The sequence below is a fragment of the Kitasatospora sp. NPDC101183 genome, from assembly GCF_044767945.1.
GTDB lineage: Bacteria > Actinomycetota > Actinomycetes > Streptomycetales > Streptomycetaceae > Kitasatospora.
The window spans coordinates 152,882-165,066 of sequence record NZ_JBIWOW010000013.1; the positions used below are offsets into that span (position 1 = coordinate 152,882).

At 74.8% G+C, this 12,185-nt stretch carries 13 protein-coding genes; 6 read left to right on the plus strand and 7 right to left on the minus strand.

What is annotated here, in order from left to right; all coding sequences use genetic code 11:
- Window positions 1-17 precede the first annotated feature (17 nt).
- The gene (locus tag ACIRRS_RS19950; protein ID WP_402972347.1) at window positions 18-608 is read right to left on the minus strand and encodes a TetR/AcrR family transcriptional regulator; all 591 of its coding nucleotides are present in this window, start codon (window positions 606-608) and stop codon (window positions 18-20) included.
- Between the two features lie 74 nt (window positions 609-682).
- On the opposite strand from ACIRRS_RS19950, the gene ACIRRS_RS19955 reads away from it, so the two are divergent.
- From ACIRRS_RS19955 to ACIRRS_RS19965, 3 genes are all read left to right on the plus strand, one after another.
- On the plus strand, window positions 683-1,789 hold the full coding sequence (locus tag ACIRRS_RS19955; protein ID WP_402972349.1) for an FAD-dependent oxidoreductase: 1,107 nt from the start codon (window positions 683-685) through the stop codon (window positions 1,787-1,789).
- A gap of 410 nt (window positions 1,790-2,199) precedes the next feature.
- Entirely contained in the window at window positions 2,200-3,300 is a 1,101-nt protein-coding gene (locus ACIRRS_RS19960) for an NUDIX hydrolase (RefSeq protein ID WP_402972351.1), read from the plus strand.
- Window positions 3,301-3,317: 17 nt separating this feature from the next.
- Entirely contained in the window at window positions 3,318-3,716 is a 399-nt protein-coding gene (locus ACIRRS_RS19965; protein WP_402972352.1) for a DUF6188 family protein, read from the plus strand.
- A gap of 91 nt (window positions 3,717-3,807) precedes the next feature.
- Here ACIRRS_RS19965 and ACIRRS_RS19970 read toward each other — a convergent pair whose 3' ends face one another.
- The 6 genes from ACIRRS_RS19970 to ACIRRS_RS19995 form a co-directional block, all read right to left on the minus strand.
- On the minus strand, window positions 3,808-4,182 hold the full coding sequence (locus ACIRRS_RS19970) for a hypothetical protein (protein ID WP_402972353.1): 375 nt from the start codon (window positions 4,180-4,182) through the stop codon (window positions 3,808-3,810).
- Between the two features lie 76 nt (window positions 4,183-4,258).
- Window positions 4,259-4,639 carry a roadblock/LC7 domain-containing protein gene (locus ACIRRS_RS19975; RefSeq protein ID WP_402972355.1) on the minus strand — a complete coding sequence of 127 codons (381 nt, stop codon included), beginning with the start codon at window positions 4,637-4,639 and terminating at the stop codon, window positions 4,259-4,261.
- A gap of 82 nt (window positions 4,640-4,721) precedes the next feature.
- Window positions 4,722-5,645 (minus strand): transcriptional regulator, encoded by a 924-nt coding sequence (locus ACIRRS_RS19980; protein WP_402972357.1) that lies wholly within the window; start codon window positions 5,643-5,645, stop codon window positions 4,722-4,724.
- A gap of 76 nt (window positions 5,646-5,721) precedes the next feature.
- A complete protein-coding gene (locus tag ACIRRS_RS19985) occupies window positions 5,722-6,105 on the minus strand; it encodes a hypothetical protein (protein WP_402972359.1) in 384 nt (127 codons plus the stop codon).
- Window positions 6,106-6,475: 370 nt separating this feature from the next.
- A complete protein-coding gene (locus ACIRRS_RS19990) occupies window positions 6,476-7,477 on the minus strand; it encodes an LLM class flavin-dependent oxidoreductase (protein WP_402972361.1) in 1,002 nt (333 codons plus the stop codon).
- A gap of 87 nt (window positions 7,478-7,564) precedes the next feature.
- Window positions 7,565-8,752, minus strand: a complete 1,188-nt coding sequence (locus tag ACIRRS_RS19995; protein WP_402972363.1) for a peptidoglycan-binding protein — start codon at window positions 8,750-8,752, stop codon at window positions 7,565-7,567.
- Window positions 8,753-9,115: 363 nt separating this feature from the next.
- Here ACIRRS_RS19995 and ACIRRS_RS20000 point away from each other — a divergent pair, with 363 nt between their 5' ends.
- The 3 genes from ACIRRS_RS20000 (at window position 9,116) to adhP (ending at window position 12,160) form a co-directional block, all read left to right on the plus strand.
- Window positions 9,116-10,453, plus strand: coding sequence for a DUF6271 family protein (locus tag ACIRRS_RS20000; RefSeq protein ID WP_402972365.1), 1,338 nt, complete (start codon window positions 9,116-9,118; stop codon window positions 10,451-10,453).
- The gene (locus ACIRRS_RS20005) at window positions 10,450-10,989 is read left to right on the plus strand and encodes a GNAT family N-acetyltransferase (RefSeq protein ID WP_402972367.1); all 540 of its coding nucleotides are present in this window, start codon (window positions 10,450-10,452) and stop codon (window positions 10,987-10,989) included. Before ACIRRS_RS20000 ends, ACIRRS_RS20005 begins: the two co-directional genes overlap by 4 nt.
- Before the next feature lie 157 nt (window positions 10,990-11,146).
- Window positions 11,147-12,160 carry an alcohol dehydrogenase AdhP gene (gene adhP / locus ACIRRS_RS20010; protein WP_402972369.1) on the plus strand — a complete coding sequence of 338 codons (1,014 nt, stop codon included), beginning with the start codon at window positions 11,147-11,149 and terminating at the stop codon, window positions 12,158-12,160.
- Window positions 12,161-12,185: the final 25 nt, after the last annotated feature.

The following is a 12,185-nucleotide window of genomic DNA, read 5'->3' on the forward strand; positions in this document are numbered from 1 at the left end:
CCTGGAGCAGCCCGAACCTACTGTGCCCGCCAGGGCGCGAGGGCGAGGTCGGTGGCGGCGCGCAGCGCGGCGCCCAGGGCCTTCGGGTCGGTGACGGGCTCGGCAAGCAGCACCTGGAGCGCGCCGGTGACGGCGCCGACGAAGGCGCCGGTGAGGGCGGCGGCGGCCACCGGGTCGAGCTGCTCGGGGAAGGCCTCGGCGAGCTGCCGGGCGATCACCTGCTGGGCGTCCATCTGGATCTGCAGCGCGCGGCCCCGGACGGCGGGGACGGTGCGGATCAGCTCCAGCCGCCGCGCGCCGAGCGGGCTGACCAGGTCCGTCCCGTCGCTGACCGCGCCGAGCGCGCGGAGCAGCACGTCGGCGGGGCCGTCCTGCGGCGAGCGGGCGGCGATCGCCTCGGCCACCGCCTGGACGCGGGCGTCGGCGTCCGGGAAGAGCAGTTCCTCCTTGCTGGCGAAGTAGCTGAAGAAGGTGCGGGTGCCGATCTCGGCGGCGGCGGCGATGTCGGCGACCGTGGTGCCGTCGTAGCCCCGCTGGTCGAACAGCTCGACGGCGGCGTCGATCAGGGCCTGGCGGGTGCGGGCCCGCTTGCGGTCGCGTAGGGACATGCCCGTACCGTATCGCACCCCGTGCATATCTGCACTCATTGCAAAACTGCACCGAGTGCATTTATGGTCGGGGCATGACCTCACGAAGCGTCCTCGTGGTCGGAGCCGGCGTCGCCGGGCCGACCCTCGCGTACTGGCTGGCCCGGCACGACGTACGGGTCACCGTGGTGGAGCGGTCCCGGGGGCCGCGCTCCAGCGGCAACCCCGTGGACGTCCGCGGGCCCGCGCTGCCCGTGGTGGAGGCGATGGGCGCGCTGCCCCGGCTGCGCGAACTCGCCACGGGCGTACGGACGATGCGGCTGCTCGGCCCGTCCGGCCGGGAGACCGCCCGGCTGCCGATGTCCCTCCAGCCCGGCGCGGTGGAACTGCCGCGCGCCGACCTCGCCGCCGCACTCCAGGAACTGGCGCGCGACAGCGCCGAGTTCGTCTTCGACGACACCGTGACCGACCTGCACGCCGACGACGGCGGCGTGGACGTCGCCTTCGAGCGGTCCGCGCCACGACGGTTCGACCTGGTGGTCGGCGCCGACGGGCTGCACTCCACGGTGCGCAGGCTCGCCTTCGGCCCGGAACGGGAGTTCGTCCGCCCGACCGGCCTGCTCGTCGCCACCGTCCCGCTCGGCGGGCCCGCCGAGGACCCGACGGCGGCGGTGCTCCACAACACGCCGGGCCGGCTGGTCTCCCTGCACCCCGCGCGCGGCGAGGCGATGGCCGCGTTCATCTTCCGGCGGGCGGACGGCGCCGCGATCGACCACCGCGACACCGCCGCGCACCGCCGGATCGTGATCGAGTCCCACCAGGGGCTCGGCTGGAGAGTCCCGGAGTTCCTCGACCGGGTGCGGGAGGCGGAGGACCTCTACTTCGACTCGGTCAGCCGGGTCGACCTCCCCTCCTGGTCGCGGGGCCGGATCTGTCTGCTCGGCGACGCCGCCTCCTGCCTCTCCCTCCTCGGCGAGGGCTCCAGCCTCGCCATCGCCGGCGCCCACACCCTCGCGGAGGCCGTGGCGAGCCGACTCGGCGACCCAGCGCAGGCGTTGCGCCGCTACGAGCAGACCCACCGCGCCCGCGTCACCCCCAAACAGCGCGCCCTGCGGCTCTCGGCCGCCCTCCTCGTCCCCTCCACCCGCTTCGGCCTCGCCACCCGCAACCTGGCGGCCCGCCTGGTCCCCGCGAGGGGATGAGGCACCCCACCCCCTGCGTGTGGCCGCAACGAAACCCACCGCACCCGAACGGCAAGCCCTACGCCATTCGACCACCCGCCGGACGACGAGACGGCGCCCCTCCAGCGGCCACCGGGCGCGACACCGGGCCCACGCACGGCCCGACCGCCCCGCCCGAAGACGAGTCAGGGGCCCGGCAGGTGATCGGGGGGGGCGCCCGGGGGAAGGATCGGCGGGTGAACTCGATCGCGCGGACGGGGAGGCCGACGTGGACGGGCGGAGGCGAGTGAGGGCGGAGGCGAGTGAGGACGGAGCAGCCGCCGCGCGGCCAGGCGTCGGGGCGCGGGGCAGCACCAGGGGGAGCCGGGATGGAAGGGTGGAGGCCGACGAGGGCGGAGCAGCCGCCGGGCGTCCGGCGGGAGCATCGGCACGTGAGCGCGAAGGGGACCGACGTGGACGGGCGAGGGTTGTTGGCAGCCGCAGGGGTGCTGTTTCCCGACGGGCGCGGGCGGGTGATGGTGACGCGGTTGCCGTACGACCGGCGGCATCCGGTGGCGATCCCCGGGGGCGGGTGGGAGCCGCAGGACGGGTCGCCGCGGGAGACGGCGCTGCGGGAGATCCGGGAGGAGCTCGGGTTCACGCCGCGGCTGGCGGGGCTGGCCTGTGTGGACTGGGTGGTGCTCGGCGGCGGGCAGCCGATCGTGGCGTACGTCTACTGGGGCGAGCCGCTCACCGACGCGCAGGTGGCGGCGCTGCGGCCGGACGCGGCGGAGGTGGGCGGCTGGGCCTGGCTGGACGCCGAGGACGCGGGCCGGGCGCTGCCGCCCGGGCTCTCCCGGCGGGTGCTGGCCTGTCTGCGGGCGCCGCGCGCGGCCGGGCCGCTGGAGCTGGAGCTCAGCCTGCCCGCCGGGCACACCCGGGAGCTGCCGGAGGTCTCCGGGCCGGCCGCCCCGTACCTCGGGCTGGCCGCCGCGCCCGGCCTCGGGAGCCCCGCCGCCGAGGAACCGCCGCCACCACCGCCCCCGCTCGACCGCGAGACCTTCTACGCGACCAGGCCGCGCATCCGCGCCAAGGCCCGCGCCCTGTTCACCGACGCGGCCGGGCGCGTCCTGCTCGTACGGCTGAAGCCGTGGGAGGGCCCGCGCGGCGAGGTGCCGCACTGGACGCTGCCCGGCGGCAGCGTGGAGGCGGACCGGGAGACGCCCCGGGAGGCGGCGCGGCGGGAGGTCCGGGAGGAGTTGGGCTGGCGGGTCGAGCCCGGGAAGCTGCTCGCGCTGGACTGGCAGCCCCTGGACACCAACGGCGAGACGCCCGTACTCGTGTACGTCTACGACGGCGGCCCGGTGACGGCGGAGCAGCTGGACGCGATCGTGCTGCCGGAGGAGGAGCTGGTGGAGTGGCGCCTGTGCGCCCCCGCCGAGGCCCGCGAGCTGCTGACCGGCCCCTCCTGGGACCGTACGGAGGCGGTGCTCGCGGCCCGGGAGCGGGCGGGCGGTCCGGCCGAGCTGCTGCGCGGGCGGGAGGAGCGGTGAGCCGTCACACTGGCGGCGTGGACGAGAGGATCAGGCGGGTGCTGGCCGGGCGGCGGGTGGAGTCCGTCGGCGGCGGCGCCCGGCTGGAGCTGGGGCTCGGCGGGGCGGTGAGCGTCCGGGTGGCGCACGAATTCCGGTACGCGGAGCCCTCGTTCGCCGCACCGGAGGAGGTGGAGCACTTCTTCCCGGCGCTGACCTTCCGCCCCTCCCCCGCCCTGCTGGCCCTGGTCGGCCGCACCGTCGGCTCCGCCCGGATCACCCTGGCGGGCGGCCTGGAGCTGGGCTTCGCGGAGGGCGGCGCGCTGTCCGTGCCGCCGCACGCGATGCTGGCGCCGTGGAGCGTGCTGACGGCCGAGGGCGAGGTGTGCGGGCTGCCGGGCGGCGAGGTGAGCTGGCCCGGGCCCGGCGGAGCCTGAGCTCTCCGCCGGGGGTCAGGAGGTCCGGGGTTCAGGGGGCCGGGGTTCAGGAGGCCGGGGTTCCAGGGCGTCAGGGGGCCGACCGGCGGGCTCAGACCTCCAGGTCGGCCTCGATGCGGGTCAGCTGGTGGCGGGCCATCGCGAGGTTGGCGCGGGCGCGGTCCAGGGCGAGGTAGAGGAACAGGCCCTTGCCGCCGCGGCCGCTGAGCGGGCGGATCAGGTGGTACTGACTGCTGAGGGTGATGAGGATGTCCTCGATCCCGTCCTGAAGGCCGAGCATGTCCATGGTGCGCATCTTGGCGCGCACCACGTCGGTGTTCCCGGCGGCGGCGACGTTGAGGTCCAGGCCGCCGGGGCCGTCGAGGGTGGCGAGCGCCATGCCGCTGTTGTAGTCGACGAGGGCCCCGCCGAGGGCGCCCTCGATGCTGGTCATGGCCTGCTTGAGCGCGCCGGCTGCGTCGGTCATGTCGTGTCTCCCGTTCGTTCGGTGGACCTGTTCGGTGGACCTGTTCGGTGGAACTGGCTGTCGGTGCGGTGGATGGTCAGGTGCCGGGCAGCAGGCTGTCGTTGAGCAGCCCGGCGATCCGCTGGGCGCAGCGGCGGGCCTCCAGGTGGAGCCGTCCGACGTTGACGTCCGGATGGGCCAGGAGGGTCAGCACGCAACTGCCGCCGGAGGCGTACGTGGCGACGTAGCCGTGCTCGCCGCGCACCAGCGACTCGCGGAACTCGCCCTGGCCGGTGGTGTCGGCGAGGCGCTGGGCCAGCGAGAGCGAGGCGGCCGTCATGGCGGCCAGTCCGGAGGGTTCCGTCCCGTGGGTGTCGTGCGCGACCAGCAGGCCGTCGACGCTGGCCACCAGGCCGCCCGCGAGGTGCGGGACGCGCTGCTTGACGGCGCGCAGTTCGGCGAGCAACTCGGTTTCCAAGGCGATCAGTTGTCTCCTTCCGACTCGCTGCTTGAGGGCCCGCCTCATGGCCGGGACGGCGGGGTCGCGGGCGGGGAGTGGGTCAAAGTCGGGCCTCCAGTAGGTCTCGGACCCTCGTCAGCAGCGCGACGTCCGGGTCGGGGACGGTCAGCGGGTGGGCCGCTGCCGTGGCGGGCGGGTGGTCGGAGCGGGCGGGGGCGGGGGCGGCGCGCAGGGTCGCGCCGGGGACCCTGCGGTGCAGGCCGGCGAGGCCCCGCCGGACGGTCGGCACCCCCTCGGCGGCCACCTCGGCGAGCCCCTCGGCGGTCTCCAGCAGCCCGGCGGCGGCGAGGCGGCGCACGTCGGCCGTGACGCCGAAGCCGGAGCGGCCGAGGAGCCTGGCCAGGTCGGCGGGGGTTCTTCGGCCGTCGGCGCGGTCGAGGAGTTCGCGGCGCCGGCGGCCGGCCGTACGGTGTTCGGGGTGGCGTCCGCGTTCGCTGGGGCGGACGGGCTCGGTGTCGAGCCGGGCGGAGGGCCAGAGGCCGTCGAGGAGCCGCCGGCGGCGTTCGACCTCGCGGTGCAGGCGGTCCGGGTCGACGGCGGCGACCTCGCCGAGCCAGTGGCGGGTGTCGGCCTCGTAGCGCCAGGTGCCGCCGGCCGGGTCGGCGAGGACGAAGAAGGCGGCGTCGAACAGGGTTCCCAGGTGGCCGAGTTCGAGTTCGCCCCGGGTGAGGAGGCGGCGTTCGACGAGTGCGGCCGCGACGCGGGAGTGCGGGCCGTGGGCGCCGAGCAGGTCGGCCCATTCCCCGGGGGTGATGCGGCCGCTGCCGGTGAGCAGGTCGGCCAGGCCGGGGGCGCGGGGGGACTCGGCGGCGGTGACGAGGCCGCCGACCAGGTGCAGGGTGCCGAGCGGGCCGTGCAGGGCGCCGGTGGCGCGGCGGGCGGCGAGCAGGTCGAGCGCCTCGCCGGGGGTGCGGGGCTCGCCCGGCGGGGGCGGCGCGGCGGGTGCGGTGGCGGTCGCGGTCACGGGCGGCGCCCCGCTCCCGCGCCCGGTGTCCGGAAGGCGACGGACGCCGCCTCGGGTATCGCGCCGGGCATCACGGTCACCCCAGCACCAGGTCCTCGGCGAGCGCCTGGAGCCGGAAGCGGGCGGCGGCGAGGTTCCCCTCGGAGCGGTCGAGCCAGAGGTGCAGCACGAGCCGGTTGTCGAAGACGGTGTCGACGAAGCGGATGAGGTGGTAGCTGCGGCCGGCGGTGACGATGATGTCCTCCAGCGGGGCGCCGGCGTCCTCCGCCGCGGTGAAGGTCCGGCTCTCGACGGCCGCCCGCACCAGGTCGGTCGCCTCGGCGGCGGAGGTCTCGTGCTCGCCGGTCGGGCTCTGCCCGAGGCTTCCGAGCGCCAGCCCGCTGCCCCAGTCGACCAGGCTCGCGGCGCGGGCCCCGGCGATCGTCATCGCCCCGGAGAGGCATTCGTCGATACCCGGCACACCGGCTCCTTCGCAGGGGTCAGGGCGGCCGGAGCGCAGCGCGGCTCCGGGCCGAACCGCCACCAGCAGTGGCAGGTTCGACACGGAAGGCTACTGCCGGATCCCGTTGACCGAACATTCCGATGGCATATTCACACCGGATGCGATGGTTTCCGGCCAAGGTCTGACGGTCTGTCAATCATGCCACGGGGACAAACCCGCTGGCCTGCCGATCGCGCCGGAACGCCGTCAACCGGCCACCTGGCGACGGACCTTGACCGATATCGGGCCACTGGAGTCGGCCAGACCCATGAAAGTGCGATAAAGCGATGAGCTGCCGCCAGCCCGGAGCCGCCCGCCGCCCCACGCCCGACGCCTTACACCGGACGCCCTACACCTGGCCGAGCGCCTCCGCCAGCAGCCGGTGGGAGTCGAGCAGTTCGGCCCGGTCGTAGGTACTGGTCGCGAGCAGGAACTCGTCCGCGCCCGTCCGCTCCACCAGGGCGCGCAGCTGCTCGGCGGCCTGCCGCGGGGTGCCCGCGATGTGGCCCTTCATCGACTGGTCGAAGGCGGCCCGCTCGCGGGCGGTCATCCCCAGGGCCCGGACCTCGGCCGCCGGGACCAGCGGCGGGAACTCGCCGTGGGTGCGCGAGTACGCGCCGGACCAGGCCTCGGGCACCAGCAGGTCCAGCGCCCGCTCGGCCGTCCCGGCGACGGCCACCGTGCCGGAGACGATGACGTACGGTTCGGCGGACTGCCCGGAGGGGCGGAAGTCGGCGCGGTAGCGCTCGATCGCCGTGAGCATCCGCTCCTCCCCGCGCGGGGCGGCGATCACCAGCGGCAGCCCGGCCTCGGCGGCGAGGCCGGCGCCCTCGCCGGTGGCCAGGACGTACGCGGGCACCCGCAGGCCCTCCGCCGGGCGGGCGTGGACGCCCCGGTGGGCCTGCTGGGTGCCGTCGAACCAGCCGATCAGCTCGGCGAGTTGGGCGCCGAAGTCGTCCGCGGCGTCCTTCTCCCGGCCGAGCGCCCGCCGGACGCCGTCGGTGAAGCCGACCGACCGGCCGAGGCCCATGTCGATCCGCCCGGGGAACAGCGCGGCGAGCACGCCGAACTGCTCGGCGACCACCATCGGCTGGTGGTTGGGCAGCATCACCCCGCCCGTGCCGACCCGGATGCGGGAGGTGGCGGAGGCGATCGCGGCGGCGAGCACCGTCGGCGCGGAGCCGGCCACGCCGGGGACGCCGTGGTGCTCGGAGACCCAGAAGCGGTGGTAGCCGAGCCGCTCGACCTCGCGGGCGAGGGCCACCGTGGCGCGCAGCGCCTCGGCGGGCTCCTCGCCGCGCCTGGTCCGGGAGCGGTCGAGGACGGAGAGCCGCAACGGTTGCCTTCGCACGCTGGTCACGTCCGGGCCAACGTGCCGGCGCGGGGGCGGATTCCCGGTTCGTACGCATGACCTCGCCCGGGCTGCGGGGCGCCGGGCCTACCCGGTGACGGCGAAGCCCCGCGCCGCGCCGAGGCGCTGGAGCGAGTCCCGCCCCGGGAGGCCGTCCGCCGCTCCCCCGCTGTAGCCGCAGCGGCGCTGCCACCCGGCGTAGGCGGCGACCGTCAGGGTGCCGTACGAGCCCCGCACCCAGCGCTGTTCGAGCAGCCCCTCGTCCACGAGCGCCTGCTGCACGATCGCGACCTCGGAGCCGTACGTGCGGTGGTCCTGCTCGGCGGGCGGGTCGGCGTGGGCGGCGGCGAGCAGGTGGGCCAGGGAGACGGTGCGCGGGCCGGGCAGGTAGCCGAGCAGCCGCAGCAGGGAGTCCTCGCCGGGGACGCCGTCGGCGGCGCCGCCGGTGTAGCCGAGGCTGCGCTGGTAGTCGGCGTAGCACTCGGTGTCCGCGTCCGTCCAGGTCGGGCCGGGGCCCGACCGGTAGTGCCCGCCGAATCCTTTCGCCACCAGGGCGCGGCCGACCGCCGTGACCTGGTAGCCCTGGGCGCCGTAGCCGTAGGCGAGGCCGTTGATCGTCACCTGGTAGCGCGCCGGGGAGCCGCCGCCCGAGCCCGGCGGCGGGGCCGGGTGGGACTGCGAGGGGGCGCCGGTGAACTCGGGCCAGGAGCCGGGGTCGGTGTGGTCGTTGTACGGGACGTGGGCGTGCGCGAACCAGCCGCCGCCGCTCTCCCAGACCTGTTCGTCGCGGTGGGAGGAGAAGTCCACGGGCCGACCCATCGGCCAGGTGTCGGGCACGCCCCAGGAGGCGATCCAGGCGTGGATGCGGTCCCAGCCCGCGCAGGGGGTGTCGACCAGGCGGGGGTAGACGGCACCCTGGTGGCGGCAGTAGGGGAAGAAGACGGCCTCGATCTGGATGACGACCCGGCCGGCCCGGTTGGTGCGGGTGGGGCTCTGGCCGGGGCTGAGCAGGCTCTTGGAGCGGGAGTCGGCGGGGAAGAGCTGGGTGGTGCGGCCGCTGAACGGGTCCCAGACCAGGTGGGGGGCGTCCCCGGCGCCGCCCCCGGTGAAGTAGCCGACCAGGTCCTCGTAGGAGCACCAGTCCTGCGGCGCGGCGGCCGTGGCGTTGCGGTCCCAGGTGATGTGGGCGATGGCCTTCGGCGGGTACTGCTGGTCGGTCGGCGCGTGGTCGCCGAGGTCGTGGATCTCGGCTCCGGGCAGCCACAGCTCGGGCATCGGATCTCCTCCTCCGAACGGCGTAAGGACGTCGTCCGGGGTATCGGCAGATCCGTGGTCCGGATTGACCTCGTTCCGGGGGTTTCCTGGTGTTCCGTGCCGCTGAACCTCCGCGACCCGTCCGGCCGTTCGGTTACGGGAGGGGGTTTCGCGCGCCCGTGCGAGGCGGGGGCGCGTCCACCTCGGGGCAGGGCGCGCGCATTGCACCCCGCCCGGGGCCCGCTGTCAATCGTTGACTTCGGAAATGGTCTAGTCCACGGTGGTGCGACGGACCGGTCCCAGCCCGCGTCCGGGACGCGCGCCGTTGCGCCCAACCACCCGCTGCGGAACCGCATCTGACGACCCGACGGAGAACCCCGCACCATGCAAAGAGTCTGCCTCGCCCTGCCCACCATGCGCCCCTGTCCCGAGACCATCGTGGAGCTCGCCGAGGAGGCGGCCTACGCCGTCGCGAACTTCGAGGTCGAGGTGCACCTGCTGATCCTCGACACCACCGAGGGCGAGGAGTTCGCGCGCAACGCGGACGCCGTGGCCACGCTCGCCCCCGTCGCGGGCGTCACCGTCCACCACCTCGGCAACGAGGAGCAGCGCGCGTTCTTCCGCAAGGTCGCCGAGGACTCCGGCGCCGCCGACCCCGCGCTGCTGCTGGAGCTGATGCTCCCCGAGAACGCCGTCGCGTACGGGTCCTGCGTCAACCGGCTCTTCCTGGGCGCGGCCGCCCTCGGCTGCACCTCCACCCACCTGCGCAACGACGACGCCGACTTCCAGGTCGTCGGCGGCGAGAAGATGTTCTCGATCCACCACGAGCTGCTCTCGATCGGCAAGCCGGCCGGCGAGGCGGTGGCCGGCGTGACCCGCTCCGAGCTGGACCCGGCCGACGCGGACGCCCCCGTGATGCTGGTCAGCGGCGCCTTCATCGGCGAACTCTGCGTGGACATCAGCGAGATCCGCGAGCTGGACCCGGACATCTACCGCGAGGTCGTCCGCCTGTGGGCGCCGCCGGTGTGGTCGGACGAGGAGAAGGACGCGATGGTCGAACTCTCCTTCAAGGGCGGCGGCGACACCGCGTTCACCACCGACGAGTCCGTCCTCGGCGTCCCCGACATCTGGGACGTCTACATGTGCAACGTCGCCCTGGACCACCGGGGTTACGAGGTGCTGCCGCTGCTGCCCGCCACCGAGACCATCGGCAGCGACTACGCCCTGCACCACGCCATGGTGCACGCGAAGATGCCCGGCGTCGTCCACAACCGCCACATCGTCAACTACTACACGCCCGAGCGCCGCACCGACGCGGGCTTCGTCGCATACCAGATGCGGTTCGTCAAGTTCCTGCTGTCGATGCTGTACCTGTACCCGGTCTACGGCCAGATGATCGACCTCGGGCGCGGCATGATGGACGAGCGCAACGTGCTGCGGGTCGAGCCGATCCTGGAGCTGGTGCGCGGCACCTTCGACTGGGACCGCTCCGGGAACGAGCACTGCCTGGACGTCCTGGACGGCTGCTACCGCAAGCTCGGCGGCAAGTACGCCGGGATCGCCGACCTCGTCGCCGAGCGGCGGCAGGAACTGCTGGACGAGGCGCAGGCGGACGCGGAGCTCTGGGCGCTGCTGATCGAGAACTGGGCGCCGATGGTGGCCGCCGCGCGTGCGAACGGGCTCGGGACCGTCGCGTCCGCTTCCCAGGTGCCGTCCGCGTGAGCGAGGACTTCCGCATCCGCCTGCTCGCCGACGGCGACTGGGACGCCGTGATCGCCCTGGAGCACGACGCCTACGCCGCCGACGGCCTCTCCGAGGGCGGGGAGGCGCTGCGCTCGCGCGGGAGCGCCTCGCCGGGGACGTGCTTCGTCCTGGAGCGGGACGGCGTCGTGCACGGCTACCTGCTGAGCCTGCCGTACCCGCCGCTGCGCTGCCCGGACCTGACGCGGCCGGAGGCGGAGGCCTTCGCCTCCGAGAACCTGCACGTGCACGACCTGGTGATCGCCGAGGAACTGCGCGGGCGGGAGGTGGCGCTGGGCTTCATGCGGCACTTCCAGCGGGAGGCGGACGCCCAGGGGTACCGGACCATCTCGATGGTCGCGGTGCGCGGCGCGGACATCCTGCTGCGGCTGCTCGGCTACCGGGGCCACCGGGAGGTGGCGGTGCCGGAGTGCTACGGGCGGCGGGCGGTGTACATGTCGAGGCCCGTCGCTCCGGCTGTGCCTACGGGCCGACCTGCGGGCCGACCTGCGGGCTGACCTGCGGGCTGACCTGCGGTGCCTCCCGGGCATCCTTCACTCGTTCGGCCCAGCTCGAACGGTGGTTCGCACTCCAACGGGTGATCCTGGTGGCGGGCTGCGTCCGTACGCGGCCCGCCCGCAGGAGCAGCACCCGGACACGCCCGAGGGAGAGCGCATGAAGGCCGCCGTCGTCCACGACTTCACCGCACCGCTGACCATCGAGGACCGGCCCGTCCCCGAGCCCGCCGGCCACCAGGTCCGCGTCCGGCTGGAGGCCTCCGGGCTCTGCCACACCGACATCCACGCCGCCCACGGCGACTGGCCGGTCAAGCCCAGCCCGCCGTTCGTCCCCGGCCACGAGGGCGTCGGCATCGTCGAGGCCGTCGGCCCGCAGGCGCGCCACGTCCGGATCGGCGAACGCGTCGCCATCCCCTGGCTCGCCGACGCCTGCGGGCGCTGCGACCAGTGCGTCTCCGGCTGGGAGACCCTCTGCCTCCAGCAGCACAACAGCGGCTACTCCGTGGACGGCGCCTACGCCGAGTACGCGCTGGCGCACGGCGACTACGTCGTCCCCGTCCCCGACGGCCTCGACCCGCTCGACGCCGCCCCGCTCTCCTGCGCCGGCGTCACCACCTACAAGGCGCTCAAGGTCTCCGGCGCCCGCCCCGGCACCCGGGTCCTCGTCTCCGGCATCGGCGGCCTCGGCCACCTCGCCCTCCAGTACGCCCGGATCAGCGGCGCCGAGACCATCGCCGTCGACGTGACGGACGACAAGCTCGCCCTCGCCCGCGAACTCGGCGCCGACCACGTCCTCGACGCCCGCACCCAGGACGTCGCCGCCGAGGTCCAGGCCCTCGGCGGCGCCCACGCGGCGATCGCCCTCGCCGTCAGCAACGCCTCCTTCCAGGCCGCGTACGGCGCCCTGCGGCGCGGCGGCACCCTCGTCCTTGTCGCGCTCCCGGCCGGCGGCAAGCTCGAACTGCCCGTGTTCGAGACGGTGTTGAACGGCACCAAGGTGATCGGCTCGATCGTCGGCACCCGGGAGGACCTCGCCGAGGTGTTCCGGCTGCACGCGCTCGGCCGGACGCGGGTGATCCGCGAGACCCGGCGGCTGGAGGAGGTCAACGCCTGCTTCGACGAGGTGCTCTCCGGCAAGGTCTCGGCCCGGCTGGTGTTCGACCTGCGGTAGGCGGTCGAAAACCGGAGGCGGCGAC